At 60.7% G+C, this 25,679-nt stretch carries 24 protein-coding genes, 1 tRNA gene and 1 pseudogene; 13 read left to right on the forward strand and 13 right to left on the reverse strand.

Annotated features, from left to right (window positions below; genetic code table 11):
- Positions 1–541: 541 nt before the first annotated feature.
- From ACVWXC_RS04140 to zds, 4 genes are all read right to left on the reverse strand, one after another.
- The gene (locus ACVWXC_RS04140) at positions 542–1,432 is read right to left on the reverse strand and encodes a CPBP family intramembrane glutamic endopeptidase (RefSeq protein WP_414389892.1); all 891 of its coding nucleotides are present in this window, start codon (positions 1,430–1,432) and stop codon (positions 542–544) included.
- A 130-nt stretch (positions 1,433–1,562) separates the two neighbouring features.
- Entirely contained in the window at positions 1,563–2,273 is a 711-nt protein-coding gene (locus ACVWXC_RS04145) for a class I SAM-dependent methyltransferase (protein ID WP_011429562.1), read from the reverse strand.
- Positions 2,274–2,322: 49 nt separating this feature from the next.
- Positions 2,323–3,270, reverse strand: coding sequence for a sugar phosphate nucleotidyltransferase (locus tag ACVWXC_RS04150; protein WP_011429563.1), 948 nt, complete (start codon positions 3,268–3,270; stop codon positions 2,323–2,325).
- Positions 3,271–3,504: 234 nt separating this feature from the next.
- Positions 3,505–4,983 carry a 9,9'-di-cis-zeta-carotene desaturase gene (gene zds, locus ACVWXC_RS04155; protein ID WP_414402317.1) on the reverse strand — a complete coding sequence of 493 codons (1,479 nt, stop codon included), beginning with the start codon at positions 4,981–4,983 and terminating at the stop codon, positions 3,505–3,507.
- Positions 4,984–5,122: 139 nt separating this feature from the next.
- Here zds and ACVWXC_RS04160 point away from each other — a divergent pair.
- Positions 5,123–5,194: transfer RNA gene (locus ACVWXC_RS04160), tRNA-Gly, on the forward strand.
- Positions 5,195–5,242: 48 nt separating this feature from the next.
- On the opposite strand, the gene ACVWXC_RS04165 is transcribed toward ACVWXC_RS04160, so the two are convergent.
- The 3 genes from ACVWXC_RS04165 to ACVWXC_RS04175 all read right to left on the reverse strand — a co-directional run bounded on the left by ACVWXC_RS04165 (position 5,243) and on the right by ACVWXC_RS04175 (position 7,148).
- Entirely contained in the window at positions 5,243–5,977 is a 735-nt protein-coding gene (locus tag ACVWXC_RS04165; protein ID WP_414389884.1) for a M15 family metallopeptidase, read from the reverse strand.
- A gap of 39 nt (positions 5,978–6,016) precedes the next feature.
- Complete coding sequence (locus tag ACVWXC_RS04170) at positions 6,017–6,454, reverse strand: peroxiredoxin (RefSeq protein WP_011429567.1); 438 nt, start codon at positions 6,452–6,454, stop codon at positions 6,017–6,019.
- 70 nt (positions 6,455–6,524) lie between these two features.
- Entirely contained in the window at positions 6,525–7,148 is a 624-nt protein-coding gene (locus ACVWXC_RS04175) for an HD domain-containing protein (RefSeq protein ID WP_011429568.1), read from the reverse strand.
- Between the two features lie 545 nt (positions 7,149–7,693).
- Here ACVWXC_RS04175 and ACVWXC_RS04180 point away from each other — a divergent pair.
- The 4 genes and pseudogenes from ACVWXC_RS04180 to ACVWXC_RS04195 form a co-directional block, all read left to right on the forward strand.
- A pseudogene (locus ACVWXC_RS04180) lies at positions 7,694–7,825 on the forward strand (IS200/IS605 family transposase); the annotation flags it as partial.
- Positions 7,826–8,879: 1,054 nt separating this feature from the next.
- Positions 8,880–10,259 carry a magnesium transporter gene (gene mgtE / locus ACVWXC_RS04185; protein WP_099884204.1) on the forward strand — a complete coding sequence of 460 codons (1,380 nt, stop codon included), beginning with the start codon at positions 8,880–8,882 and terminating at the stop codon, positions 10,257–10,259.
- A gap of 104 nt (positions 10,260–10,363) precedes the next feature.
- Positions 10,364–10,561, forward strand: a complete 198-nt coding sequence (locus ACVWXC_RS04190; protein WP_099812376.1) for a DUF7219 family protein — start codon at positions 10,364–10,366, stop codon at positions 10,559–10,561.
- Between the two features lie 34 nt (positions 10,562–10,595).
- Positions 10,596–11,297, forward strand: coding sequence for an MgtC/SapB family protein (locus tag ACVWXC_RS04195; RefSeq protein WP_011429571.1), 702 nt, complete (start codon positions 10,596–10,598; stop codon positions 11,295–11,297).
- Positions 11,298–11,527: 230 nt separating this feature from the next.
- Here ACVWXC_RS04195 and ACVWXC_RS04200 read toward each other — a convergent pair whose 3' ends face one another.
- Positions 11,528–12,151 carry a TMEM165/GDT1 family protein gene (locus tag ACVWXC_RS04200; RefSeq protein WP_011429572.1) on the reverse strand — a complete coding sequence of 208 codons (624 nt, stop codon included), beginning with the start codon at positions 12,149–12,151 and terminating at the stop codon, positions 11,528–11,530.
- Between the two features lie 386 nt (positions 12,152–12,537).
- Between ACVWXC_RS04200 and ACVWXC_RS04205 the strand changes: the two genes are divergently transcribed.
- A complete protein-coding gene (locus ACVWXC_RS04205) occupies positions 12,538–12,660 on the forward strand; it encodes a hypothetical protein (protein ID WP_041438124.1) in 123 nt (40 codons plus the stop codon).
- Between the two features lie 94 nt (positions 12,661–12,754).
- On the forward strand, positions 12,755–13,123 hold the full coding sequence (locus tag ACVWXC_RS04210; protein WP_049749715.1) for a YraN family protein: 369 nt from the start codon (positions 12,755–12,757) through the stop codon (positions 13,121–13,123).
- On the opposite strand, the gene ruvX is transcribed toward ACVWXC_RS04210, so the two are convergent.
- Entirely contained in the window at positions 13,090–13,569 is a 480-nt protein-coding gene (ruvX, locus tag ACVWXC_RS04215) for a Holliday junction resolvase RuvX (RefSeq protein WP_011429602.1), read from the reverse strand. The genes ACVWXC_RS04210 and ruvX overlap by 34 nt on opposite strands.
- 110 nt (positions 13,570–13,679) lie before the next feature.
- Between ruvX and ahcY the strand changes: the two genes are divergently transcribed.
- Positions 13,680–14,960 (forward strand): adenosylhomocysteinase, encoded by a 1,281-nt coding sequence (ahcY, locus tag ACVWXC_RS04220; RefSeq protein ID WP_011429603.1) that lies wholly within the window; start codon positions 13,680–13,682, stop codon positions 14,958–14,960.
- Between the two features lie 140 nt (positions 14,961–15,100).
- Here ahcY and ACVWXC_RS04225 read toward each other — a convergent pair whose 3' ends face one another.
- Entirely contained in the window at positions 15,101–16,312 is a 1,212-nt protein-coding gene (locus tag ACVWXC_RS04225) for an argininosuccinate synthase (protein ID WP_011429604.1), read from the reverse strand.
- A gap of 566 nt (positions 16,313–16,878) precedes the next feature.
- Here ACVWXC_RS04225 and ACVWXC_RS04230 point away from each other — a divergent pair.
- On the forward strand, positions 16,879–17,376 hold the full coding sequence (locus ACVWXC_RS04230; RefSeq protein ID WP_011429606.1) for a DUF4079 domain-containing protein: 498 nt from the start codon (positions 16,879–16,881) through the stop codon (positions 17,374–17,376).
- A gap of 78 nt (positions 17,377–17,454) precedes the next feature.
- The gene (gene lipA / locus ACVWXC_RS04235; RefSeq protein WP_011429607.1) at positions 17,455–18,327 is read left to right on the forward strand and encodes a lipoyl synthase; all 873 of its coding nucleotides are present in this window, start codon (positions 17,455–17,457) and stop codon (positions 18,325–18,327) included.
- Here lipA and ACVWXC_RS04240 read toward each other — a convergent pair.
- Positions 18,324–19,538 (reverse strand): Era-like GTP-binding protein, encoded by a 1,215-nt coding sequence (locus tag ACVWXC_RS04240; protein ID WP_011429608.1) that lies wholly within the window; start codon positions 19,536–19,538, stop codon positions 18,324–18,326. The two genes, lipA and ACVWXC_RS04240, sit on opposite strands and share 4 nt — an antisense overlap.
- A 169-nt stretch (positions 19,539–19,707) precedes the next feature.
- Here ACVWXC_RS04240 and ACVWXC_RS04245 point away from each other — a divergent pair, with 169 nt between their 5' ends.
- Both ACVWXC_RS04245 and aroQ read left to right on the forward strand, forming a co-directional pair.
- A complete protein-coding gene (locus ACVWXC_RS04245; RefSeq protein ID WP_011429610.1) occupies positions 19,708–19,857 on the forward strand; it encodes a hypothetical protein in 150 nt (49 codons plus the stop codon).
- Between the two features lie 208 nt (positions 19,858–20,065).
- A complete protein-coding gene (gene aroQ, locus ACVWXC_RS04250) occupies positions 20,066–20,569 on the forward strand; it encodes a type II 3-dehydroquinate dehydratase (protein WP_011429612.1) in 504 nt (167 codons plus the stop codon).
- A gap of 243 nt (positions 20,570–20,812) precedes the next feature.
- On the opposite strand, the gene ACVWXC_RS04255 is transcribed toward aroQ, so the two are convergent.
- The gene (locus ACVWXC_RS04255) at positions 20,813–21,349 is read right to left on the reverse strand and encodes a thioredoxin domain-containing protein (RefSeq protein ID WP_011429613.1); all 537 of its coding nucleotides are present in this window, start codon (positions 21,347–21,349) and stop codon (positions 20,813–20,815) included.
- Between the two features lie 376 nt (positions 21,350–21,725).
- Here ACVWXC_RS04255 and ACVWXC_RS04260 point away from each other — a divergent pair, with 376 nt between their 5' ends.
- Complete coding sequence (locus ACVWXC_RS04260) at positions 21,726–25,016, forward strand: AAA family ATPase (RefSeq protein ID WP_414401599.1); 3,291 nt, start codon at positions 21,726–21,728, stop codon at positions 25,014–25,016.
- Here ACVWXC_RS04260 and ACVWXC_RS04265 read toward each other — a convergent pair.
- A complete protein-coding gene (locus ACVWXC_RS04265; protein WP_011429615.1) occupies positions 25,013–25,444 on the reverse strand; it encodes a GerW family sporulation protein in 432 nt (143 codons plus the stop codon). The two genes, ACVWXC_RS04260 and ACVWXC_RS04265, sit on opposite strands and share 4 nt — an antisense overlap.
- Positions 25,445–25,679 lie beyond the last annotated feature (235 nt).

Genomic DNA, 25,679 nt, shown 5'->3' on the forward strand with positions numbered 1-25,679 from the left:
CCCTCCAGCTTTTTCGAGGGATCGGGTGACAGTTTTTGGCGTTTCGTTTACATTCTTGGCGGGATCCCGCCTCAAGTCCTTTCCGTCTGGGGATACCGACGCCAAGGCCGCTTAGGAGTTCAGCTAGAAACGGCAGGAGGCCCGCCCTTTTCCTCCTGTACACGGGGGATACGGGAGCGTGTCAATCAACAGCCGCGCAGCAAAACAGAGCGTTGGCGGTCGAACAGTTGGGCGTTTTCTCAACTGAGGCAGTTTCTGCACTCCAAGGCGGTGGGGCCGGGGTCAAGGTTGTGGTGGTGCCGCCTGCCGACAGTTTGCAAACCGGCCACCGATGTTTATGGCTTGGCCAGCAGGAAGGGAAGCGTTTTCGTTGTGTGAACCCGGCCTGGGGCTGGGAAGGGGAGGCAGATTTTAACGGTGCCAATGTGATTGCGGTTTTGGGGGCTGCTGTAAGCCGGCCTGCCCCCCGTACACGGGGGGTGTGGGGGGCCCTTGGTTGGCTTGCCAACTGCAGGGCTACCCAAAGCCTGCACTCTATGTGTCAGCATGAGTGCGGGCAATTTACAAAATAGGGCAAGTGAGCCCCCCGTTCCGGCCAATGGCAGCGGAGGAAAGGGATCACGATGAACCCAGCCAAAACTAGACAGCACAGGCTGTAGTAGAGGTGAAAGCTCCCGATGGGATCCACCTGTTCCACTACCCCTCCTCCCAGGGATCCCAGCGCTAGAGCCAGGATATTGTTCAAAGCATGGGCCAGGATGGGTAAGCTCAAGGAGCGTGCTTTCAGGTAGAGCAGCCCCATCACCAGGCCAAACACCGTCAGCCCAAGTGGGTTAGGGTGCAGTAGGCCAAAGACCACGGAAGAAGCCAGCAGGCCTCTGTCAAGCCCCCACTTGAGGCTCCAGCGGTGGAGCAAAATGCCGCGAAACAGCCATTCCTCCGTTATGGGGGCCACCACTGCAATCGAGAGCCAGCGCAACCCCTGGTACACCTGCGGCCAGGCTGTCTCCCCCTCCTCTTCCCCCAGGGAGTCCAGCATCGACTCCGCCAGCTCCGGGAAAGACAGCGACACCCAGTAGAGCATCAGCAAAGTGGTGCCCATGGAGAGCACAACCAAAGCCGGCACTACCCGCAGCAGGGATCCCCAGGGAATCGCAGCTCGCCAGTTGCCCCACAGCCGCCTCATCTGCAAATGGGCTCGTCGCCCGCGCTGCCAGCTCCAGATACAAGTGAGCACAAACGTGACGCAATAGACAACGTAGGCCAGCACCGGATCGTCCGAGGGCAGAGGCAACAGCCTGGCCAAAGCGACAACCCCCAGACCCACCCCCCCGTTGATCGACAGGAAAGCCAGCAGCAGATAGCGGGCCTTCAGCGCTGAAAATCCGGCTGAACCCGGCTCGGCAGGCGGCAAGGCGGGGGATCTGGACATAAAAAAGTAAGAGGTAGGAGTTTTCCCATCTTATAAGGGTGGGGGAGAGAGCACCGACTTTGGAAAGCCAATCCTCCGGGCAAGCTACCTCGTGGAAGGGGAAAGCCCCCCTCTTCAAAGGGAGAGGAGGTCACTGCTTGCGCTGAATCCAATAGGTGGTAAATAGCTCGCCACTGGCCTGTTTCTGGATTTTGCCCCCCAAGTCGGCGATGCGCCGCTCCCACTCCTGTAGGGGCGTGAGAATCGGCTCGCTGCCTTTGAAGAGCTCAATCAACCCCCACTGTTCGGCCCACACCGACTCAGGATTGACCACTTCGATAATCACTGGCGCAGCCGGACGCAACACCCGCCTCAGTTCTGCCCAAACCGCGTCAAAGTAGTCTATCGGGTAGTAGTACAAAAATCCTGTAGCAATGGCCAGATCGAACTGCTCTGGCCCGTAGTTTTCCAGGTGATGGGCGGATCCCTGCTGCATCGACTTGAACAGCTTGGAGTTAAGCTGCGGTGCCCGCGAGCGCACAAAGCGCACGATCCCCCCGCTCAGCTCATGGCCGTAAAAGTAGGCCTGCCAATCGTTCCAGGGATAGGTCAGGAAACTCACTCCACAGCCCAGATCCAAGCAGGCTTCCCGCTTTTTGGGGGCGCGCAATTGCCAAAAGGGGATCCCCAGGCGTTCCTGGAGGTGATCCCGCTTTTGGGCTTGCCAAAAGGGCAACTGTTCCAGGTCGGGGGGAAGCTGCCAACTGGCCCGACCCAACTGCACCTCCAGCTCCCGGTTGAAGCGGGCGGCTACGGCGGCAAGATAGGGATCCCAGCGTTCCCCGCTTTGCGGTAGCTCCATCTTTGGCCGGCTCTGTTGTGGAGGCTTGGGCGCTTAACTGGCCTTTAACCTAGACTACCAGGAGGCCCGGCCCATAGGCCCCCGGCTGCAGGGATCCATTGACCCAACTGTAGCTGCCGAGGATGGTGCCGGCGGGGACTTGAGCTTGGGAGCCCAAGCGCGTGTAAGCGCCGATGTAGCAGGGCGCGTGCAATTGAACGTCAGGGTGGATCTCGGCGGTCTTGTGAACCCATACCCCTGGCGCCCGTTCTTCCACATCCTCGAGAGGGAAATCCCTCATCCGGCTCAGGAGAATGTCCAGTTGGCCGTGGTAGTAGCTGGCCGGCGTGCCCAGATCCCGCCAGTAGCCAGTGTGCAGGTAGGCTTGCAGCCGTCGCCCCTGCCGCAGCAAGTCGGGGAAGATACGCCGCTCGAAGCTGAGGGGATCCCCGCTGGGGTAGTCTTTGAAAATAGCCGGATCGAGGACATAGGTACCAGCGTTGATGGTGTTGGTGGTGAGGGTGAGGGCTTCGGCAGCAGTGGGCTTTTCCCGAAAGGATTGGATCCGGCCCCCTTCCCCTACCTCCACCAGGCCGTAGGCGGTGACGTCCTCCACCTGGGCGAGGGTGAGGGTGGCGACGGCCCCGCTCTGCAGGTGGCAGTGTATCAAATCTAATAAATCCAGATCGGTGAGGATATCGGCATTGAAGACCACTAAGGGATCCCCGCTGAAGTAGGGTTGGGCCAGCACCAAAGCTCCCGCTGTATCTAGCGGCGTCTCCTCGACGACGTAGCGGAGCTTTACCCCCCAAGCAGTGCCATCTCCCAGAGCCGCCTCGATCTGTCTGCCCAGATACCCCACGCTGAGCAAAATGTCCGTCAGGCCGGCCCGGCGGCAGCGCCCGATCAGCCAGTGTAAAAAAGGCACCTCTAGCAACGGCAGCAGAGGCTTCGGTTGCCACAAGGTCAGCGGCCGTAAGCGAGTTCCTTGCCCCCCTGCCAAAATCACCGCCTGCATAGCTATCCCCAACCCTACTTCTTCCCCGGATAGTAAGGAAAAAGAGCTCGGCCCGCCAGAGTCAATTCGCTGAGGGGGAGATGGCCGCTCAGGTGCAGATGGGGGGCAAACGGGCAGCCGGTTCCGCCCCGCTAAAACCGCCTGCCGCGCTTGGCGTGTCCCTGCCATAGGCCGGTGAAGAGAAAGGGGCCGCAAGGGATCGCCTCCAACCTCCCCTAGCGGGCATTGGCGTTTTTACGGTGCTCTACCTGCTGCAATCTTCACCGACTGCCCCGACGTCTGGGGATCCCGGCAGGCGGCCAGGATGGCCTGGGCGGCCAGGTGGCCGGAGAGGGTAGCCCCTTCCATGCTGTCGATATAGTCTTGGGCGGTGTAGCTGCCGGCAAAGAAGAAGTTGGGCACGGGGGTCTTCTGGTGCGGGCGATAGGGATCCATGCCTGGCGCTTCTCGGTAGAGGGAGTGGGCCAGCTTGACGACGCTGTACCAGGTCATGTTCAGTTGCCGCGACGAAGGAAACAGCTCGTGCACTTGGCGCAGCACGTGCCGGGCAATTTGTTCGTTGGACATGGAGATGAAGGGATCCCCCGGCGTGAGCACACACTGCAGCAGGGATCCCTGGCCGGGTTTGTAGTAGTCGGCGGGGCTGGTGAGAGCCAGATCGGCAAAGCAGGAGAAATCGGCATCGGGGGTGTAGAGGAGGTTGTCGATGCCAACTGGCTGCGGGTGGTCAGCGGCGCGTTTGGCCCGGCCCTTCAGCTCCGTCACCCAGCCGTCGAAGCGCAATTGCACCGTTGCCACGGGTACGGATTCCAGCTTGTAGAGGTTGTCGAACTGGGGCCACTGCCGCCACACCTGGGGGATCAGCCGTTTCGCCCCTTCCACGGCTGTTGCACACACGTACACATCCGCTTCCACCCGCTCGCCATTGGCCAAGACCAGACCGGTTACTGCGTAGGGAGGAGAGTCGCTGACTTCAATGCGGCTGACCCCTCTGCGGGTGTAAACCTGGCCGCCGCGGGCTTGCAGGTAGCGGACGATGGGCTGGGTGAGGTAGTTGTCCGGGGATCCCTTGAGGAGGTTGAGCTTGGAGGCATCGGTTTTGCTGGCAAACATCTGAAAAATGGTCAGCATGCAGCGGGCGGAAATCTGCTCCGTATCGATGAAGCCCAGGGCATAGGCAATCGGGTTCCACATCCGCTTCAGGCTGGCCTCGGATCCCCCGTGGCGGCGGAACCACTCGGCAAAGCTCATCCGATCCAAAGCGCGAATCTGCCGCATCGCCCCCTCGTAGTCCAGCAGGCCGCGAATCAGAGGGCTGGTGCCCAGCGCCAGGGCGTTGCGCAGCTTATCGGCCCAAGAGAGCTGCTCGGTGGCAAAAAAAGCCTTGAGGCCGTTGAAGGGCGCCCCTAGCGGGAAGCGAAAATCGAGGCTGGCCACCTGCCCCCCGCGGTTGACAAAGGTGTGGGTGTGTTGCTTGGGCAGCAGGTTCTCGTAGGCCCCCACCTTCTTCATCAGGGCAAACAGGTTGCTGTAGTTGCAGAAAAAAACGTGCAGCCCCATCTCGATGTGGTTGCCCTCGGCATCCTGCCAGGAGCCCACCTTGCCGCCCACAAAGGGCCGCGCCTCGTAGATCTGCACCTGGTGCCCCGCTTCCACCAAATCCACCCCTGTGACCAAGCCGGCCAACCCGGCCCCGATAATGGCTACCCGCATCGTGATCCCCTCAAATGAGCTCAGCCAAAGGCTGAGGCAACTGCAAAGAAAGATAAACTTCTCTCATTCTGGAACAAAATGCGCCAGGGATCCCTGGCTTGACAAACGACCGCAAAACTTGCCATGATAGATGTCCGATGCGGATGTAGCTCAGTGGTAGAGCTTCTCGTTGCCAACGAGACGGTCGCGCGTTCGAATCGCGTCATCCGCTTTTCGATCCCTCACCCCCGTCCCCTCCCCCAAGGGGAGAGGGGAGGTGTTAGCGCTTGTAGAAGGTCTCCAGGCTGTGGCGGTCGCCCACAAAGCGCCAGTGCCAAGGTTCGTAGTTCACCCCCTGCGGATTGTTTCTAGGGAAAGACAGCTCAAAGCCAAAACGGGCGGCATTTCTCTCCAGCCACCGGAAGGCAGGGGTGGTCTCAAAGGCTTCTTGAGTGTCCCACTGAGGAAACTGGGCATCGCCAATATCAATGGCGTAGCCGGTGTGGTGCTCGCTGTAGCCGGGGGGAGCGCTGAGCGCAGCCCGTTCTTCCGGTCGCAAGGCTCGCGATTGGGCCAGTTGAAAAAACAAAAACTCCTGCTCCGCTATCGAGCGAAACCCAGAGATAGGGACAAGGCGGATCCCGTCGGCTTGGGCTGCTTCACTCATGCGCAGGTAGCTCTCGGCAGCCGCCTGGCGCAGGCGCACCTCTCGACCGTGGTAGCTGCCCACCACCCGTAGGCTATCTGCGGGGGCCTCGGAATAGGCATAGTGCCCCAGCAGCGAGACCCGCTCATTCTGCTCAGTTGGCTGCGCCAGAGGGGGCTGACCGGCTTTTTCGAGGACTGGGGAATCTGCTGGGGATCCCGCCAATCTCTCCAGCCACCACGCCATCCAGAGCAGCAAGCCAACTATGGCCAGCCCTACGCCCAGCCACAGGCCCCACGAAGCTGAGGAACCTTGCGCTTTTTCCGCACCAGATGGCTGGCGACGCGCAACCGGAATGTCGTCGTTCATGCGCAAGGGCTGGGATCTCAGAGAGGAACCGAAGAGATTTTACAAACCCAAGTCGGCCAAAATATCGCGGGCGTGGGTTTCGGTGTTGATGTTCTGATAGACCTTGGCAATTTTGCCCTCGGCGTCGATGACGTAGGTCACCCGCTTGGCGTAGCCGCCTCCATCCACATCGTAGGCGCGGGCGATCACCCCACTGGTATCCACCAGCAGAGGGAAAGGCAAGTTGTACTTCTCGGCAAACTTTTGGTGAGAGGCCTGGTCGTCCATGCTCACCCCCAACACCACCACGTTTTTGCTTTGATAATCAGCGTAGGCGTCGCGGAAGCCGCAGGCCTCTTTGGTGCAGCCAGGGGTGTCGTCTTTAGGGTAAAAGTAGAGGACAACGGTTTTCCCGGTAAAATCAGCCAGAGAAACTTGGTTGCCGTGGGTGTCGGTCGTGTTGAACCCTGGAGCAACGGTGCCAACAGCGAGAACCATAGACAGGTGACCTGAAGAGTGCAAGAGAGAAAGCTGCCCTCAGCATTTTCTTCAGCCCTGGTCGTCTCTGTCAAGCTGTTGCCGGCCCCGACCCGGCTGCCCGTTGCAACTCGACCACCAGCTCTTGGAACTCCACTGCCAGCCTAGAAGGCAGCCGTCGCCCCAGGATCTCCGCCAGCGACCGGTAGTACCACAGGGATCCCTCTTTGCCGCCGGAGAAGCGCTCCCAGAGCTGATCCCCCAGTTGGCGAAAGTCGCGTAGGATGCAGCGGACGTTGTGCAGCTTGTCGGAGGCGGCCACCAGCAAAACCGAGGCATCTGCGGTTTCCAAGTGCTTGAGATAGGCCACTTTGCGCTCTTTCCAGTCTTCTTTGGGCTCGCCCAGGGAGCTATCGCTGTCGGTGTCCGTGCATCCCAGGACGATCTGCAGCACCCGTTCTCCGAAGTGCTCCCGCAGCTCCCGTTCAATCTGAGCCCGCGGCTCGCCGCTGTAGCGGGGGCCATCCTCCAGGCTGTCGTGGAGGAGGGCAGCAATGGCCTCATCTTCGTCGGCGCCATGCTCCAGGGCGATGGACGCCACCGCCAGCAGGTGGCTGAGGTAGGGGATCCTTGTTCCCTTGCGGGTTTGAGCGGCATGCCAGCGGTAGGCGTAGCGCATGGCCTCGGCAAACCGCGGCGTCAACTGGGTAGACATAGGTATCTCTCCGGTCGAGGTTGGCAGTTGAGGGGATTGGTATTGGTAGGAAATCGTATCCAGAAAGCGTCTATTCCAAACCAAGCTTTGACCTGGTTGCCGAGCGGCACTCTGACTTTTGCTTCTTGGAACTTAAGCCACTTTTTCGGGTATGCTACTGAGAACATCCCCTTCTTACGGTAGCGCGGCAGGTTTGGTCTTAAACTCATTCCTTCTTGCCAGGAGAGCCTCAGCTTTTTCTTAGAGCTACTGAGTGCCTCAGCTACAGACTTACACGTCTGTTGTGCGGCGGAAACATACATTGCGATAAAGTGCTTGTTTTGGGTTCTGGCCATCTCATCACAAAGCTCACCATAGCTTGCCCATCGCTTCGTTTTGAAATAGACTTGTCTCGCATCGTACAGAGCACAGTTGCTTATTAGACTGTTGACACAACTCTAATAGGGGGACTAGCTCCCTGTTCTTGACTCGAACCTGCTGACAGCCGTACTCCATCATTGTTGATGAGCAGTATGATAACTACAGTCTGACATGAGTAAGCGATAATGCGAGAGGAAAGTCAACGGTACAATCACTACAACCATGCTGTGGGGCTAGCGGTTGTTTATCTCATTTTTTGGCCAAAGAGAAGGAAAAAGGTCTTGGTAGGAGAAGTCAGGAAGAGGTTGTTTGAGCTATGAAACTATATCAACGACCCCCATCATGGGTAAGCGACTAAAGTGGCTAGCGGGCTTTTCCGCCCTGCACTCAAGTGCGGGGCTACCAAGCTATCCTTTTGTGTGCAGGTGGGGACTGGCCCGCAGGGCCTGGATCACCGGAGCCAGCTCGATGGCTGCGGGCCGCGTACCCAAGATCACAGAAACCAGGGGAAGGGTGGCCATAGGCTCATGGGCAGCGGCACCTGTAGAGGCTGGAAAGAGCTGATCCACTCCGCGCAGCTCATTGGGGTGAGCCTCTTAAAAACACAGGCAGCATAGGGCAGCGTTTTCCCAAGGTCACAAGCTGCCAGGATGGGGACTCTACTCAGTCAGGCTGCGAGCAGAACCCGGAAGAGGTTGTGCTCTCTTGTTCGCTTACCCCGATCTTAACTCCCCATCTGCTCCGCTGATCGTTCACCGAATATGCCAGAAAAAGGTTGACGGGATCCCCTTCCTGCAACTAGCCTAAAAAGGGCTGAAGAGATCCTCTTCGGGCTGTCCGGGTTGTTCCGGTTCAACTCTTTCGGAGGAAAACGTTCAACAACATGGACGCTTCTGGCAGTTGTAGCACCGGCCAGCGGAGATCGCTCTTAGGAGCTCAAGTCCTTGGAGATCTGCGCCTTCCTGGTGCCTTCCATTTTCCCGCTGACAGCCTCAGTCGTCGCTTGAGAGGATCCCGTTTCGCCAACGCGAAGGGACAGGAGAGCTTTCTCAAATAGCTTCTGGCTTGGGTGGCTCTCTCGGTCGGCGACGAACAGATGGGCTGAGCAGAGCTCGACCTGAGCATCGGAAAAGGGAAAAGCAGGAGTGCTTCAAAGGGGACTTCCCCTAGCCTTGGGTTTTGTATTTGTTGTTCGTGGGCCAGGGGGAGCCCTTTGGATTCCCTTTTATCGACTTGGGCTTGTGGGCGTCGAGTCGGGCCTAAGACGTTGAGAGGCGTTCAGCTTCAGGGCTCCCATGAGCCTCGGAGCAGGGGTTGGTCGTTGCCCTCCGGGTCTTTTATCCGGCTGACTCCAACCTTCGGAGGTTTGTTATGCAGCAAAACATTCTTCGCGATCTTCTCTCTCCTGCCTCTTTGGAAGCCGCCAAGCGAGCGGCCAACCGCGCCCCTATTGCCGAGCTGGTGCAGCAGTTGATGGAGATTTCTCCGCGGCAGCGGGTACTGGCTTTTCGGTTGCTGGAAAAAGACAAGGCCATGGCGGTATTTGAGTATTTGCGGCCTGAAGAACAGGCCGATCTCATCCGCAGCATGGAAAACCCAGAGGTGATCCGGCTGGTGGAAGCATTACCCCCAGACGAGCGGGTGCGCCTGTTTGAGGAGCTGCCGGCCAAAGTTACCAAGCGGCTGATCGCCAACCTCAGCCCAGAAGCCCGCGAAGCCGTGAATATCCTGCTGAACTACCCGGAGCGCAGTGCCGGTCGGCTGATGAACCTGCGCTACTTGGCGGTGCGCGATACCCTCACCGTCGGGGCAGCTTTGGCCAGTGTGCGCGACTCCCAACTGGGGGATGACGAGCTGGATGTGATCTTTGTGGTCGATGACCAGCGGTTCTACAAAGGTCTGGTGCGCACCGTGCGGCTGGTGAAGGCGGATCCCGACCTGCCCATTCGGGAGCTGATCGAGGGATCGGATATTGTTGCTCGGGTTACCGACCGGGATTTGCAAGCAGCCCGTTTGCTCAAGGATTCCGGCTTGCCGGCCATTCCGGTGGTCGACAGTGAAGGGCGCTTGGTGGGTGACATCACTTTTGAAGATGTGATCAATTTGGTGGAAGAAGAAGCCACCGACGCCGCTCTGGCCCAAGCAGGGGTGGGCAACTTGCTCAGCCGAGACAAGGTTTGGAGCGAGCGCCTGGTTAAAGGCTCCCGTTGGTATGCCGTCCGCCTGCGCATCACGTTTTTAGTCATCACCTTGATTGGCGGCATGGTGGTGGGGGGAGTGATCGAAACCTTTGAGGAGGTGTTGGAGGCGGTGACGGCAGCGGCTGTTTTCATCCCCTTGGTCATGGATATGGGCGGTAATGTCGGCACCCAATCTACGACCATCTTTGCCCGTGGCTTGGCTTGGGGCCACATCAACGTGCGGCAGTTTCTCCCCTATTTGCTGCGGGAAGCCAGCATTGGTGGCATTATCGGAGTGATCCTGGGGGTCACGGCTGGGGTGATTGCCTACTTCTGGCAGGGGGCACCCAATGGGATCCCACAATTGGGTCTAGCGGTGGGCTTGGCTCTGGCCATTGTCCTCACTTTGGGGGCTATCTTGGGCGCCATTTTGCCCTGGGTGATGTTAAAGCTGGGCTTTGACCACGCTCCCGGAGCAGACCCTTTCATCACTACCATCAAAGATTTCACCGGCCTCTGGGTGTATTTCACCTTGGTAGCTTGGCTGGTCGGCGTTGAAGTCGAGTTCTGAGGCTGCTCTCTTCGCCTTGCAGTCCAACTTTGGCTCCCAGGCTACCCCCGGCCTGGGGGAGCTGGATTCAGATTGAATCCGATTATTCGTTCAGGAGGTGTGCCATGACTTTGAAAGCTCCTTCCACCACAGCTCAGTTCCGGTTGCTGCTGCAGCGCTACGCCCATCGAGTCAGCATAACCTGCGCTTTAGAAACGGGTGGTAAGCTGGCCCCAGAAGTGGCCTTTGCTCAACTGGAAACCCTCTGGCAGGCTCTGGAACAGGAGGCCAAAGCCCTGGGGATCCCAGATGTGGCCGGCTAGCCCTCACTCCTCCACGGCAACTGGAGCATGCCCTATGACCTGGATTGACTTCACCTTCCGCCTAACGGTTGCCTTTATCTTGGGATCCCTTATCGGGCTGGAGCGCCAGTGGCGGCAGCGCATGGCCGGCCTGCGCACCAACACCTTGGTGGCCACTGGCGCAGCCTTGTTTGTCATGCTCTCAGTGCTCACCCCTGATGAAAGCAGTCCAACTCGCATTGCCGCCCAGGTGGTGTCGGGGATCGGCTTTTTGGCCGGGGGCGTGATCCTCAAAGAGGGGGCCAGCGTGCGCGGCTTGAACACCGCTGCCACCATCTGGTGTGCAGCAGCCGTAGGGGCTTTTGCCGGATCAGGGTACATTCCCCAAGCCACCATTGGGGCAGGAGCCGTGTTGATCGCCAACATTCTGCTGCGCCCCCTGGGCTACCGCATCAACCAACAGCCCCTCAAAGGCACGGAGCTGGAACTGGTCTATGAGTGTTCATTTATCTGCAAAAGCCATGCGGAAGCCCACCTGCGCGCCCTGCTGCTGCAGGGCATAGCGCCCACCCATCTCAAATTGCGAGCCCTCTACAGCGAAGACCTAGAAGACAAACCCGACCTGGTCAAAGTTGAAGCGGAGCTGGTCACCCAAACCCGCGACGACCAGGCTCTAGAACTTGTCGTCAGCCGCCTCAGCCTGGAGCCAGGAGTGATTACTGCCAGATGGCGAATTATCGAACAGGAATTTGGATAATCCGAACTTTTTTTCCGACTTCATGGGAGTTCTGCAGCCAAAAGGCAGAATGTGCCCAGCTCAACAAAGAGCGGACCTTCGCGCCATGAAGCGAGAGGAGATTTTGCAGTCCAAGCGGGAGCAGCTCCTACGGGTATGGTTGTTTCAAACCCGATTAAGACGCTCCTCCAGTGCTCGGCTCCACTGACGCAACGAGCTGTTTCATTGCTCTTTGAAATAACTACAGTTGTTTATCCTAACAATTCCCAACTGGTTACCAACGCAAACAGCAGAAACAAGCCGCCCCCCACCCAATGCACGGCCCGTTCAGAGATGTGGGCTGCTAAGAAGCGACCGCCCACCACCGCCAACCCCACCATCAGCCCATGGCCGAGGGTGGCCCCTGCCCAGACACTCAATCCCGGGTGGGTGGCTGCCAAGGAAACGGTGGCAATCTGGGTTTTGTCCCCGAACTCGGCCAAGGCGGTCAGGCTAAAGGCCTCCCACACAACAGCCCAAGCCCCGCCGCGGCCAGCGCCTTTTGCTTCGGCTTGCTCCACCAGCCTGAGGGCTTCTTCCTCTTCTTCCTTCTCCTGCTGGGGAGTCATTTGGTAAGCTTGCCAGAGCATTCTTAGCCCAAAAGCCGCGAAAACTCCAGCCGATAGCACTCGCACGCCCAGGGGTGGCAGCAGCTCAAAAAGCACTTTCCCGGCCACCACAGCCAGCAAGGTCATCGCGGCCAAAGCCAGCCACGTTCCCAAGAAGACCCAGCGGCGTGGGTGCCGCATAGCCAGAATCAGGGGGGTAAAAAAGGTCTTATCCCCAAACTCAGCTACTGTGACCAACAACAAACTGGACGCAAAACCGGCCCACATCGTTTAGCCTCCAACCTCTCTTGTGTGCAGAATCGGTTCACACCTGGAGGCGAAGGCTGGGAAAGTCAGACGGACTCACCAAGCTCACCTCCGCGTGAACTCAGTGAAAGTCTCGTCACCAAGGCAAGACGATGGGCTTGCCTTGTCTCTGGCACCGGGCTGCTTTTAGCCAGTATGTCGATGCAGAGGGCGGTAAGCCGCCTGACTACTCCCTTTCTAGCCTGAATGGTAGCATGCTCAGCTCATCCAGGAAAGCTCTCCGTTCGCGCCCGTAGGCCTTTGGGATCCCTGCCTTGCCGATGTTGATGCTGCTTCCCACAAGAGGGCTATGCAGGAGAGACAGGCTATCATGGTTACGGTTCAGGAGGAAATCAGGAGAAGGCCACGTGGATGCAAAGCTAGTCTTGGTGGGGGTTGCTTTTGCCCTCTCTTTGGCAAGTTTTTACTTCGGCACCCGCAACGGCTTTTACGACACCGATAAATATCACGGCAACGGCTCTGCCCACTAGGGCCAAGGGGGGAGCGATTCTGAATAGTTCCTTCGAGGAGTTTGTATCTAGGTAGGCTGGGGATCCCTTGCCCAAGCGAACTTCTCTCCAAAACATGGGCGAGGCTGGCGAAGCTTGTGTGCGGCAGTACCTGGAGGAGCAAGGCTGGCAGATCCTGGCGCAACAGTGGCGCTGTCGTTGGGGAGAGCTGGATCTGGTGGCCTCTAGGGCAGGGGAGTTGATTTTTGTGGAAGTGAAAACCCGCAGTGGCCAGGGCTGGGATCAAAAGGGGCTTTTGGCGGTTGGGATCCAAAAGCAGCAGCGCCTAATCCGGGCCGCCCAAGCTTTCTTGAGCCAGCACCCTGATCTTGCTGAACTAGCTTGTCGCTTTGATGTCGCGCTGGTGGAACAGCGACCGGGCAAGGAAGGGGTGAGCTACGCCTTGGCAGACTATCTGCAGGGCGCTTTTGAGCTCTGGGAATAGCGCCGCTCGTCCAGCCAAGTTTGGAGAATCACTGCCGCCGACTGCTGGTCGATAAGCGCTTTCTGGGCCTTAGCCGGGATCCCGGCCTGGCGCAGATCCCACTCCGCCTGTACGGTGCTCAGGTACTCGTTGACCGTAACCACCGGCAAATCCACGGCCGCCTGCAGCGCCCGCACAAACCGCTGCACCTTGCGGGCCTGGGATCCCACCGATCCATCCGCCAAAAGCGGGATCCCGACCACCACCACGGTGGCTTGGCGGCGGCGGATCCACGCCTGCACTTGGGCGATATCTTCCGGCAGGGAACGGCGCCGGATCACCCCCAGCCCCGTGGCCAGCAGCCCCAGCCCGTCGGAGCCGGCCACGCCGATGCGGCGGTTGCCCACGTCCAGCCCCAGCGCCGAAAAGGGATCCCTTGTGGCAGAATAGTTCAGGTCTGTTGACATCTGTTTGTCCCTCTTGCCGACATTGTAACGGCCTGAAACTCCCTCTCTCTGGCCGTGTAGCTCGGCTGAACCTCTATCCTTTTTCGACAACTCTCTTTGGAGCCTTCTCGATGACCAGCGCCACCCTGTCTCTCCCCAAGCACGAAGTTAAAGACCTGGGCCTCGCCTCTCTGGGCAGGCAACGGATCCAGTGGGCGGCGCGGGAGATGCCGGTGCTGGCCCAGATCCGGGAGCGCTTTGCCCAAGAAAAGCCCCTGGCCGGCCTGCGCCTGGTGGCCTGCTGCCATGTCACCACCGAGACGGCCAATCTGGCCTTGGCGCTGCAGGCAGGGGGAGCGGAGAGCGTCCTCATCGCCAGCAACCCCCTCTCCACCCAAGACGATGTGGCCGCCAGCCTGGTGGCCGACTACGGCATCTCGGTCTTTGCCATCAAGGGGGAAGATGTGGAAACCTACCGCCGCCATGTGCAAATTGCCTTGGATCACCGTCCCAACTTGATCATCGACGACGGCGGCGATGTGACGGCGGAGCTGGTGCAGCATCGCCAGGAGCAGCTCCCGGAGATCATCGGCACCACGGAAGAGACCACCACCGGCCTGGTGCGCCTGCGGGCCATGTCTAAGGCGGGGGTGCTCAGCTTCCCGGTGATGACCGTCAACGATGCCGAGACCAAGCACCTGTTCGACAACCGCTACGGCACCGGCCAATCCACCCTGGACGGCATCCTGCGCTGTACCAACATTCTTCTGGCCGGAAAAACGGTGGTGGTGGCCGGCTACGGCTGGTGCGCCAAGGGGGTGGCGATGCGGGCCCGCGGCATGGGATCCCAGGTAATCGTGACCGAGGTCAACCCGGTGCGGGCCCTGGAGGCGGTGATGGACGGCTTTCGGGTTATGCCCATGGCCGAGGCCGCTTCCCTGGGGGATCTGTTCATCACCGTCACCGGCAACAAGCACGTCATCCGCGGCGAGCACTTCGACCGTATGAAAGATGGGGCGATGGTCTGTAACGCCGGCCACTTCGACATCGAGATCGACCTGGTGGCGCTGCAAGAGCGGACGGTTTCCCGGCAGACGGTGCGCCCCTTTGTGGAAGAATACCGTCTCCAGTCGGGCAAATCGGTGTTCGTCCTGGGAGAGGGCCGGCTGATCAACCTGGCTGCCGCCGAAGGCCATCCCGCCAGCGTCATGGACATGAGCTTTGCCAACCAGGCCCTGGCCTGCGAGTACCTGGTGAAAAACCGTGGCCGCCTGGCGCCAGGGCTGCACCCCATTCCGGCAGAGATCGACGAGGCCATCGCCCGCCTCAAGCTCAAAGCCATGGGGATCTCCATCGACAGCCTTACCCCGGAGCAGATCGAGTACGGCAACACCTGGACGGCAGGAACCTAGAGAGAGCCCCTCACCTCCGCGGTGGCAAACCTGGCCCACCTGCGCCGTCGTGCCAGCAGGCAAGCGGCTTGACACCTCCCCCCCAGCAGGCTAGCCGGTTGACCAGCACCCCGGATGGACAAATTGCCTGGCGGTAGAGTTCAAGCACCACTGCCGCGGTGCACCTGCGCCCAAGTGCGGGTAGGCAGGCCCCAGATGTAGATGAAGCCTTCGGCAGCCCGGTGGTCGAATTGATCCCCTTCCCCGTAGGTGGCCAGCTCCGCGTTGTAGAGGGAGTAAGGGGAGCGGCGGCCCACGCAGACCGCCTGGCCCTTGTGCAGGCGCATCCGCACCACGCCGGTAACGCTTTTTTGGGTGGTGCGGATGAAGGCGTCCAGGGCCTCCCGCAGCGGCGAGTACCAGAGGCCGTTGTAGACCAACTGGCTGTAGGTGGTCTCGATGCCGTACTTGTAGTGGAGGACCTCGCGAGTGAGGGTGAGGCTCTCCAGCTCGCGGTGGGCCTGGATCAACACCGTTAGGGCCGGGCACTCGTAGATCTCGCGCGACTTGATCCCCACCAGCCGATCCTCGATCATGTCGATGCGACCGACACCGTGGCTGCCGGCCAAGGCGTTGAGCCGCTCGAAGAGGGCTCTGGGGCCGAGGCGCTGCCCGTCCAGCTCCACCGGGATCCCCTCTTCAAAGGCGATCTCCACGTAGGCGGGCTCGTCGGGGGTTTGAGCAATAGAGCGGGTGAGGGCGTAGACTTCCTCCGGCGGCTCTTGGTCGGCGTCCTCCAGGATCCCGGCTTCGACGCTGCGGCCCAGGATGTTGAGGTCGATGCTGTAGGGGCTGGATTTTTGTACTGGCATAGGGATGCCGTAGCGCTCGCCGTAGGCGATGGTCTCCTCGCGGGTCATGCCCCACTCGCGCGCCGGGGCCAGCACCTTGAGCTTGGGGTTCAAGGCGGCGATGGCCAGGTCGAAGCGGACTTGGTCATTGCCCTTGCCGGTGCAGCCGTGGGCCACGGCGTCGGCGCCCACCTCTTCGGCCACCTCCACCAACAGCTGGGCGATCAGGGGCCGGGCCAGGGCAGTGGAGAGAGGGTAGCGCTGCTCGTAGAGGGCATTGGCCTGGATAGCGGGGAAGGCGTAGTCGGCAATCAGGGTCTGGACGGCCTCCCGCACCAGGGATTGCTCGGCCCCGGCCCTCAGGGCCTTGGCTTGAATGGCCTCCAGCTCCGCCCCCTGACCCAAGTCCACCGCCAGGGTGACCACCGATTCCACCCCCCACTCGTGCTTGAGATAGGGGATGCAGACGGAAGTATCGACGCCCCCCGAATAGGCCAATACCACTTTCTTTGCCCGTCCCATGCTGCTGCGGATCCCTGTTCAAAAGAAGTTGCTAGCCCATTATGCCCTGTGGCTTGGATCTTGAGGCGGGGGGTGGCAGCGGACGAAGGGGAGACATCACGGTATCGGGGCGCGCCAAGGGATCCCTCCTCGGCCAGGCTTACGGAGGGAGGAAGAACGCCTTGTGCGCAAGGACGGTTTCCACCCTCGACCCAAGCCCAGAGGGCAGGCAGCAAGGCCGAAAAGGCAACAGCAATCGAGCTACCGGAAAAAAGCTAAAAGGGATCCACGGTTACCGAAAAGCGCCACAAAGCCCCTCCTGATCAAGGCTCCAACTGCTTACCCTGAAATTGGGGATGGCTTCTTGCAAGACTGGTTGGAAGACTGCTACTGGAATTGGGATCCGCAGCGTTACCCAAGTCGCAAAGCCCATCATCTGGCCCGCTGCCAATGGCAAATCCATTTCTACCAGCATCTGATGCAGATAGGGCTCCCACTCCCGGAGTCCACACGCGCCCGTGCCGCGACAGAAGTTTTTTAAATTTGTGTTAATTTAGGGGCAGCCTCCTCTTCGTTGCGCAATCCCTATGAACAGCATTCAACTTCCCCAATGGCTGAAGCTGGCTTTGCCCTTCTTTCACCCTGTGCTGATGATTTTCGCCTTTGCCCTAGCTCTCTACGCTCTTTACCTGGGCCTGCAGGTGCGACGGCTGCGCACTGCTTCTGCACAAGAGCGCAAAGAACTCGTCAAGGGTAAGTTTGGCCAGCGGCACTTTCTTGCGGGATCCCTGTTCTTGCTGTTGATGGTGTTCGGGGCCCTGGGCGGCATGGGGGTGACCTACCTCAACAACGGCAAGCTGTTTGTTGGCCCCCACTTGCTGGCGGGATTGGGCATTGTGGCCTTGGTGGCTAGCTCTGCGGCTTTGGCGCCCCTGATGAAGGATGGCCAAAAGGCCTGGGCTCGCAATGTCCACCTCCTGCTGAATTTGGTGATTTTGGGGATCCTGGGCTGGCAGGCGGCGACTGGCTTTCAAATTGTGCAGCGCATCGTCAACCAGATGCTAACCTCTCCTCAGGTGGCCTAGCCCTTTTCCGGCCAAGGGCGATCGATCTGGAAGGCGTCCATGCCACAATGGACGCTATCTCTTCTTTCTCGTCCTCCCATGCCTGTTAGCTCTCTTCCCAGTTGGGTCAAGCGCTCTATCGGCAAGGCCAGCGATATCTCGGCAGTGCAGCAGGTGATCAAGCAGCGGGGCCTGCACACCATCTGCGAAGAGGGGCGCTGTCCCAATCGGGCCGAATGCTACAGCCAAAAGACTGCCACCTTCCTGCTGATGGGCGGGATCTGTACCCGCGCCTGTTCCTTTTGTCAGGTGGCTAGCGGGCGGCCCGCGCCGTTGGATCCGCAGGAGCCGGAAAAGGTGGCTGAGGCCGTTGAGCTGCTGGGGCTCCGCTATGTGGTGCTCACCTCGGTAGCTCGCGACGACCTGCCCGACCAGGGATCCGGCCGCTTCGTGGAGGTGATGGAAGCGATTCGGCGGCGCTGCCCTGGGATCCAGATCGAGGTGCTCACCCCCGATTTTCGCGGGGAGCGCGACTGCATTGCCCGTGTGGTGGCGGCCCGACCGACCTGCTACAACCACAACATCGAAACGGTGCGCCGGCTGTCGCAGGCGGTGCGGCGCAGCTCTGGCTACGACCTGTCGTTGCGGGTTTTGCGAACGGTGAAGGAGCTGGATCCCGGCCTGCCCACCAAGTCCGGCCTGATGCTGGGGCACGGCGAGACCCGCGCAGAAGTGCTGGAAACCTTTCGAGATCTGCTGGCGGTAGGCTGTGACCGGCTCACCCTGGGGCAGTATCTGCAGCCTTCCCTGGCCCATCGCCCGGTGCAGCGCTACTGGACGCCGGAGGAGTTTGTCGAGCTGGGCCAGATTGCCCTCCAGATGGGGTTTCGCCAGGTGCGCTCTGGGCCCCTGGTGCGCAGCTCCTACCACGCCGCCGAAATGGCTCAGGATGGCCGGGAAGAGGAACCCTAGGCCTTTTCAGCCAGCTCTTGGCTGCTGATGAGATCCCGCAAGAGGGCCCCTAGGCCGAACCCCTCTGGGGCAAACCGGAGCAACACCCGTGGCGCCAGGGATCCCAAGCGGTACAAACTCGCCCCCGCCACCAGACCCGGCAAGAGGCTGTTGCTCCAGCCTCCCCACAGCCAAGAGCTCACCCCCTCGGCCAAAAGCAGCAGCGCCCCATTGAGCAGCAGCAGTCGCCACAGCCCCTCCTGGGCGGATCCCAGCGCCTCCCGTAAGGATCCCCAGGGCAGGCGCAGCCGCATTCCCAGGCCCAACAGCCACAGCCCATCCAGTAGCGGCGCCAACAGCAGATCTAGCCCCAGTGGCGCCAAGCCCACCGCGATCCCCTTGCCGAGGGCGCAGGCCGTGCCCCATTGCTCGACAAAGCGGGCGTGGTGCTGCCACTGCTTTTGCCAGAGCTGGGCCTGGAGGTGCTCCAGCCGCTTCAGCACATTGAGGGCCAAGAGGGATCCCGCCTCTGCCTGCAAAATTTCCACAATGCGCCCTCGCAGGGCCTCGATCTGGGGTGCGGGCCGCTCCCATTCCAAGGTGATGCGGCCATCTGGCCAGTGGGTGCGCACCTTAGTGGGCTTGGGACGGGCGGCCACCGTCAAGATCTCCTGCGGCAACACCCAGCCCAAGTGGCGGCTGATCTGGGCGCGAATGGCCTGCAACTCGGCTTCCGAATAGAGATCGCACTTGTTCAACACCAGCAGGATGGGCTTGTGCAGGGTGCGCAGCTCCAACAGAGCCTGGTACTCCAACTGGGTCAGGTCTGCGGCGATGACAAACAGGATCAAGTCGGCGGCGCGGGCCACCTCCCAGGCCAACTGTTCGCGGGCTTCTCCGTTGATCTCGTTCAAGCCGGGCGTATCGATGAACCGTACCTGCCAAGGGATCCCCGGCCCCGGCTGCCACAGCAGCGATTGCGGCTGTTGCGTCACCCCGTTGAGGGGCCCTACCTCCAAGCGGGCCTCGCCGGTCAGGGCGTTCAAGACAGCCGACTTGCCGCGGTTGACCAGACCAAACACCGCAATGGAAAACACCCGAGTGACAAGACGCTTGCGCAGAGTGGATAAAGCTTTGAACTCCGGCTGCAGATCCTGACGGCTGGCCAGAGCTTGCCAGTGATCCCAGCAACGCTGAAAAACGGTTTCGGCTTGAGTTAGAGGAGTGGTCATCGACAACAAAAATGGCCTAACCCCCACTCTAAAAGGAATTGGTCCCCATAGCCACGCTGGTATTCCCCCCCAGCGTGGGGAAGTCCGCCGGGATCCGAAGCTCACAGAATGGGGCATGATCACCTTGGGGCATTGGCGCTCCTAAGTTAGGATCCCATCGACTGTTGCTATGCTGTACCGCCTCCCCAACTCTCTCCGCTGGCTCCGCCTTGGCGGATCCCATCGCTCCAAACAAGAGCGTCAAATTGTGCGCAGCCTGCTGGCCTTTGCAGGTGCCCTCCTGGTCGTGGATATCGTGCTCCTGAGCGCCCTTTACTAGTCCGATGGCATTTCCACGCTTGTCGGGAAAAAGCGCTATCATGGAGATCCATTGGTCAAGCTCCGTTGATGGCTCTGTAACTCCTACGAGGCAGGTCGGATGGATTGGGTAGAAAAAGTTCTCGAAAAGATCCGCGAATGGGTGGAACGTGTGATTGATACTCTTCTGGGAAGTCCTCAGCCCCAACCTGCTCCCATTCCCGTAGAAAATGGATCCCATCGTCGTCGTTAATCCGACTGCCATTGCTTCCGCTGGCGAGCTCCTAAGCCTTCTGGTTCTGCACGGCCCCAACCTCAACTTGCTGGGGGTGCGAGAAGTAGGCATCTACGGCTCGGTGTCCTTAGAACAGATCGATCGGGCGCTCCACCAGCAGGCAGAAGTTCTTGGGGCAAAGCTGGAGATCCTGCAGTCTAACCATGAGGGGGTGTTGGTCGATGCCATTCACCGGGCTCGCCAGCAGCACTCCGGCATCCTCATCAACCCTGGCGCCTACACCCACACCAGCATCGCTCTGCGGGATGCCATTGCTGCCGTAGGGCTGCCCACGGTGGAAGTTCACCTGAGCAATATCTATCGCCGCGAACCTTTCCGGCAACACTCCTACATTGCTGCTGTAGCCATCGGCCAAATCAGTGGATTTGGAGCCCACAGCTACCTATTGGGCCTACAGGCTCTAGTTCAGCACCTGCGGCTGCAGGCTGCCCAAGCCTAACCGAAGAAGTTTGGCCTTACCTCGACGCTGCCGAGACAGTCGCTGCTTGGCGATCCTCAACCGCGGGGACTCCCCCACCTGGAAGAGGTAGGCGCTGGTTTTCCCGGTGGAGAACATCCGTCCTCAGCGGCGTGGGAGAGGGGGGCGGGCGCAACTCAGGGAGCGGTTAACTGGCAAGACCAGTGGGCGGCTTAGAGGGACAGTTGGGAGCCTCAAGCCCGACAACTGGGAGCTCCTAGGTCTCTATCCATGGCTGCGCGGATCCGCCTGATGCGGGAGGACAGGCCTGCCCCGATCCAACTCAGACACCTGTCCGGCATTGGTCAACTGCAGGGGCTGCCCAGTTGCCAGAGCCAACACATTGCCCCGCAAAATGGCGGCAGGCTGCTCTCCGATGGCAAATCCCAGCACTTCCCCTTGACCATCCAAAAAGAGAAAGTGAGGGATCCCGTTCACCCGGTAGCGGCTCAACTCCGGCAGCCACTTGGGGTTGTCCACGTTCAGCATGACGAAGTTCACCTGATCGGCAAATTCTTTCTTCAGGCTGGCCAGGAGAGGTGCCATCGCTCGGCAGGTGGTGCACCAATCGGCGTAAAACTCCACCAGAGAAGGCTTGCCGTTGGCCTGCGCTTCCTCCCAGGACACTGCCTCTGCAGCCAAGTCAGCCAAGCTGGTGCCAGCCTGACGAGCTTGATTGGCTAAAAACAAGCCTGCCGCCAGGAGCACGGCCACCACGGCAACTAAACTGTTGCGCAACCGTTTTGCCCAGTCTTCCTTCATAGCTCCATCACTCCGCCATCTGGTGTTCCGCCTTCCCCGTTCTAACATCCCCCTCGCTCCGCAGTGGGCCAACTAGGTTCTGGATGGCTGTCTCCCGGGATCCCGGCTGGCGAGGAGGGCAGATGGACGTACTCCCCCTAGCTATAGCTTGCTCCGGCCCAGCAGTAAGCCTAGGAACTCTTAGTTACTGGTTCCGCAACCGCACTTGCTCCTTCGGGTTGCTCCGCCTCAGCAGCAGTGCCAGTTTCCCTGGTGGGCTCAGGGCGGTGGGACAACCGTTTTCTGGCTGTGGCAAAACTTGGGATCTAGCCAATAACTTCATAAACTGGAGCAAATGGCTCATCGCCATTGCTTTGCAGCGACCAGAGCCGCCCTTGTGATCCCAGTTCGCCTGACCTTACACAATTTTCTCTGCTACTCTCAGGCGGTTTTGGATCTGCGCGGGATCCACACCGCTTGCATTTGCGGCCCCAACGGGGCGGGCAAATCGGCTTTGCTCGACGCCCTTACCTGGGGCCTCTGGGGACAGAGCCGGGCCAGCAACGACAGCGATCTCATCCGCAAGGGGGCCAGCGAAACCTGGGTGGAGGTGGTCTACCGCTCGCGGGGGCAAACCTACCGCGTCCTGCGCAGTCGCCACCTCGCGGGGGAAGGATCCCTGGAGTGGCAAATTCAAACTGGAGAAAGCGACGGCCAAGCCCGTTGGCGCAGCCTCACCCGCCGCGGCCTGCGTGCCACCCAACAGGCCATCCAAAATCAGCTCGGCCTCGACTACGATACCTTTGTTCACTCGGCCTACCTGCGGCAGGGGCAGGCCGATGCCTTTACCCTGAAGCGTCCCGGCGAGCGCAAGCAGATCTTGGCGGACATGCTCAAGCTGGGGCAGTACGATCTGCTGGCGGAGCGTTGCCGCGAACAGGCCCGCAGCGCCAAGCTCAAAGCCGACCTGCTCCAAGAGCGCCTGCACAAGCTGGATCAACACCAGGTCTCTATCGAGCAGATGCAAGCCGAACTGGAGCAGCTTCAACAGCGGCAAATCCATCTGCAACAGCTCCTGGCCCAACAGCAGCAGGAATTACAGGCCCTAGAACGCGCCTATGAACATCGCCACACCCTGGAGGAGCGCCACCAGCAGCTTGCCCAGCACCTGAACAAGCTCAGCGTCAACCTGCACCACACCGAACAGCAGTGGCGAGCTCAACGACAGCACCTGCTCCAGTTGCAAGAGCTGATTGCCCAAAGCGAGGAGATCCTGGCGGGCTACGAACGCTATCAAACCCTGATGGCCCAGGATCGCCATCTTCACCACCTCTTCGAGCAACAGCAATACCTGCTCCAAGAACGCCAAAAGCTGCAGGCCCAACAGGCCGAGCAACAACAGCAGCAACTGCGCAGAATGCAGCGGCTGCAACAGGAATTGGCCGCCTGCCAGGCCCAAGCCCAGGCCGATGCCCAGGTGCTGGCCGAACGAGAGCGCATCGAAAACGCCCTCCACCACTACCGGCAAGCCCAGGAGCGCCTGCAAAGCTTAAACGAGGCCCAGGCCCAAGCCGCTGCCCTCCTGGAGCAACAACGGCACTGGGAGGAGGAGATCCGCCGCGAGGGAGAACGTCTGCAAGCCCGCCTCCAGTTCCTCCAGGAGCACCTGCAAAGCCAGGAAACCCTGGCCCAACAGCAGCAGCACCTGGCCCAGAAAATTGCCGCCAGCGCTGCAGCCCTGGCCGAGCTGGAGCGGCAGCGCCTCTACCAGCAGCAGGTGTTGGAAAAAATCCAGGAGCGCCGCCTCTTTGTGCAGAAGCTGCAGGAGCGGCAGCGGGTTCTCCAGCACCAGTGGCAACAGGAGGAGGAACGCTGCCGCCTGCTAGAGGCTCCTTGGGAAGAGTTTCCTGTTGGCGATAGCGGAGCGGAGTCCCTCCACGCCGAGCGCTTGGATCCTGCAGAGCTAGAAGATCTGGATCGCCCGGATCACTTGGGCCCTTCGGATCCAGACTCTGGCCGGTGCCGTCCCACCCATGCTTTGACGGGGGCGAAGGCCATTGCCGAGGGAGCTGCAGAACCGGGATCCGAAGTAACCGCAGACCCCCTCTTCTCAGAGCAGCCTGCCGAGTCCATGCCAGCACCGCCCACCAAAGTGCCGACCGCCCCAATTTGGGTTTGCCCTCTCTGTGCCCGTCCGCTCAGCCCGTCCTTGAGGGCAGTGGTGCTGAAGAAACACCGCCAGCGGCAAGAGGAAATTGCTGGCGAGCTGTTTGTAATCCGCGAGCAATTGGCGGTGGCCGACCGGGAGATCGGGCTGCTGCAGGAAGAAGCCCAGCGTCTTGGCCAAGAGTTGGCCACCTGGGACGAGCGCCTGCACCTTCAGGGGCGCCTGCAACAGCAGTGGGAGGCTGAGCAGGAGCGGCAGCGGCAACTGGAGGCGCGGCGGGCAGAAGCCGCAGAACTGGAGCAGATCCTCAGCCAAGAAGCTTATGCCCAAGAGGCGCGGCAGCAGCTTGCCCAGATCCAACAGGCCCTGCAGCAGCTGGGCTATGACGAGCGGGAACATGCCTTGCAACGGGGAGAGGTGGAGCGCTGGCGCTGGGCCCTGGGCCGCTCCCACGAGCTGCGCAAAGCCCAGGAGCGCCGCGCCCGCCTAGGCGAGCAAATCGCCTCCCTGCAAGCGCAACTGGAGGCCCTGCAACAGGCGGGATCCCCTGACTCGCCGCTGGCAGAACGCCTGGCCCAGATCGAGCAGGCGCTGCACCAGGTCGGCTACGACGGATCCCTGCACCAGCAGGTAAAAGCAGAACTGGCCCAGGCGCAACTGTGGCCGGCCCGCCTGCAAGCCCTCCAGATGGCCCGCCAGGAGCTGCCGGAAGCCACAGCCCGCAGCCAGGCCCTGTCCCAACGCCTGCAGGAAAGCCGGCAACACTTTGCCCAGGCTGCCCAAGAGCTGGAAGCGCTGCAGCGACAACTGGCCGAGCACCCCGATGTTTCCCCGGCTCATCTAGAAGGGATCCGCCAAGCTCTGCAGGAGAACCGGCAAGAGCTGGATCTGGTGCTTTCTCAAATCGGGGCGGCCCGACAGCGGCTGCAGCAGGCTCTTGAACAGCAGGCGGAGCGGACGGAGCTGGAGCGACAACTGCAGCAGGCCCGCCGCCAGCAGCAGGTGTACCAGGAGCTGGCCAACGCCTACGGCCGCAACGGCATTCCCGCCCTGATCATCGAAAATGTCCTGCCAGAGCTAGAGGCCCAGGCCAACCAGATCCTGGGCCGCCTCACCCAACACCGCCTCCATCTGCGCTTTGTAACCCAGCGCTCGGGGCGGCGCTCGGAGAAGCTGATCGAGACCCTCGACATCCTCATCGCCGATCCCCGCGGCACCCGTCCCTACGAGACCTACTCTGGGGGAGAGGCTTTCCGCATCAACTTCGCCATCCGCCTGGCTCTTTCCCGCCTGCTTACCCAGCGCTCGGGATCCGACCTGCAAACGTTGATCATCGACGAGGGGTTTGGATCCCAGGACGCCACCGGGCGGGCCCAGTTGCTGGCGGCCATCAACGCCATTGCCTCCGACTTTGCCTGCATCCTGGTGATCACCCACATCCCCAGCCTGCAAGAGGCCTTTCCCCACCGCATCGACGTGCAGCCCTCCCCCCAGGGATCCCGCCTCTTCATTCGCGGCTAGTCATTTGGCTGGTCATTTGAGGATGAGGAGTTGTCGGCCCGGCTTTGCAACCACTGCTGCAGCAGGGGAACTATAGTCTCGCCAAGCTGGCTCCACTGGCTGGGCTTTTGGGCCGTGGTTAGCAGCTCCACCCGCTCCCCCCGGATCACCAAAAAGCCCACCGGCTCGATGCGCACCCCGCCCCCCGCTCCGCCAAACAGGCTGGCCGGATCCCGTCCGTTGCTGCGAAAGCCGCTGGCCGTTTTGCCAAAATGGCCCCCTCCTCCCCCAACGCCAAAGTAGAGCGACACGTAGGGGACAATCGTTGTGTCGCCAATGGTAATCGGCTGGCCAAAGGTCTGTCCCGTCTCCGCCAAAACCTTCAGCTTGCTCAGCACCGCCTCCAGGACGGCTGCCACCTCGAAATCGGAACTGGAATCGGATCCCATTGGTGACGTTTGCGCAAACGCTGCAGGCCAGCTCCAGAGGCCACTGGGTGAAGAACCAGATTGACTGCAGTTGTCTCAGACAAGATTAAGATACCTTGCTGCCTACCCAAGCGCCCCGCGCCGCTGCCCTCACCCCTGGCCCCTCTCCCTGAGGGAGAGGGGAGTTGGGGATAGTTCTCGGCGCCAAATGTTTTACTGCAACTTCATCCAGGAAAGGCTGCTCACCCCCACACCT

Source organism: Thermostichus sp. OS-CIW-20, assembly GCF_054061455.1.

Excerpts from the sequence above, each read along its gene's own strand:
- ACVWXC_RS04140 (WP_414389892.1), bottom strand. The coding sequence starts at position 1,432 with ATGTCCAGATCCCCCGCCTTGCCGCCTGCCGAGCCGGGTTCAGCCGGA.
- ACVWXC_RS04145 (WP_011429562.1), bottom strand. The coding sequence starts at position 2,273 with ATGGAGCTACCGCAAAGCGGGGAACGCTGGGATCCCTATCTTGCCGCC.
- ACVWXC_RS04150 (WP_011429563.1), bottom strand. The coding sequence starts at position 3,270 with ATGCAGGCGGTGATTTTGGCAGGGGGGCAAGGAACTCGCTTACGGCCG.
- zds (WP_414402317.1), bottom strand. The coding sequence starts at position 4,983 with ATGCGGGTAGCCATTATCGGGGCCGGGTTGGCCGGCTTGGTCACAGGG.
- ACVWXC_RS04165 (WP_414389884.1), bottom strand. The coding sequence starts at position 5,977 with ATGAACGACGACATTCCGGTTGCGCGTCGCCAGCCATCTGGTGCGGAA.
- ACVWXC_RS04170 (WP_011429567.1), bottom strand. The coding sequence starts at position 6,454 with ATGGTTCTCGCTGTTGGCACCGTTGCTCCAGGGTTCAACACGACCGAC.
- ACVWXC_RS04175 (WP_011429568.1), bottom strand. The coding sequence starts at position 7,148 with ATGTCTACCCAGTTGACGCCGCGGTTTGCCGAGGCCATGCGCTACGCC.
- mgtE (WP_099884204.1), top strand. The coding sequence starts at position 8,880 with ATGCAGCAAAACATTCTTCGCGATCTTCTCTCTCCTGCCTCTTTGGAA.
- ACVWXC_RS04190 (WP_099812376.1), top strand. The coding sequence starts at position 10,364 with ATGACTTTGAAAGCTCCTTCCACCACAGCTCAGTTCCGGTTGCTGCTG.
- ACVWXC_RS04195 (WP_011429571.1), top strand. The coding sequence starts at position 10,596 with ATGACCTGGATTGACTTCACCTTCCGCCTAACGGTTGCCTTTATCTTG.
- ACVWXC_RS04200 (WP_011429572.1), bottom strand. The coding sequence starts at position 12,151 with ATGTGGGCCGGTTTTGCGTCCAGTTTGTTGTTGGTCACAGTAGCTGAG.
- ACVWXC_RS04210 (WP_049749715.1), top strand. The coding sequence starts at position 12,755 with ATGGGCGAGGCTGGCGAAGCTTGTGTGCGGCAGTACCTGGAGGAGCAA.
- ruvX (WP_011429602.1), bottom strand. The coding sequence starts at position 13,569 with ATGTCAACAGACCTGAACTATTCTGCCACAAGGGATCCCTTTTCGGCG.
- ahcY (WP_011429603.1), top strand. The coding sequence starts at position 13,680 with ATGACCAGCGCCACCCTGTCTCTCCCCAAGCACGAAGTTAAAGACCTG.
- ACVWXC_RS04225 (WP_011429604.1), bottom strand. The coding sequence starts at position 16,312 with ATGGGACGGGCAAAGAAAGTGGTATTGGCCTATTCGGGGGGCGTCGAT.
- ACVWXC_RS04230 (WP_011429606.1), top strand. The coding sequence starts at position 16,879 with ATGAACAGCATTCAACTTCCCCAATGGCTGAAGCTGGCTTTGCCCTTC.
- lipA (WP_011429607.1), top strand. The coding sequence starts at position 17,455 with ATGCCTGTTAGCTCTCTTCCCAGTTGGGTCAAGCGCTCTATCGGCAAG.
- ACVWXC_RS04240 (WP_011429608.1), bottom strand. The coding sequence starts at position 19,538 with ATGACCACTCCTCTAACTCAAGCCGAAACCGTTTTTCAGCGTTGCTGG.
- ACVWXC_RS04245 (WP_011429610.1), top strand. The coding sequence starts at position 19,708 with ATGCTGTACCGCCTCCCCAACTCTCTCCGCTGGCTCCGCCTTGGCGGA.
- aroQ (WP_011429612.1), top strand. The coding sequence starts at position 20,066 with ATGGATCCCATCGTCGTCGTTAATCCGACTGCCATTGCTTCCGCTGGC.
- ACVWXC_RS04255 (WP_011429613.1), bottom strand. The coding sequence starts at position 21,349 with ATGAAGGAAGACTGGGCAAAACGGTTGCGCAACAGTTTAGTTGCCGTG.
- ACVWXC_RS04265 (WP_011429615.1), bottom strand. The coding sequence starts at position 25,444 with ATGGGATCCGATTCCAGTTCCGATTTCGAGGTGGCAGCCGTCCTGGAG.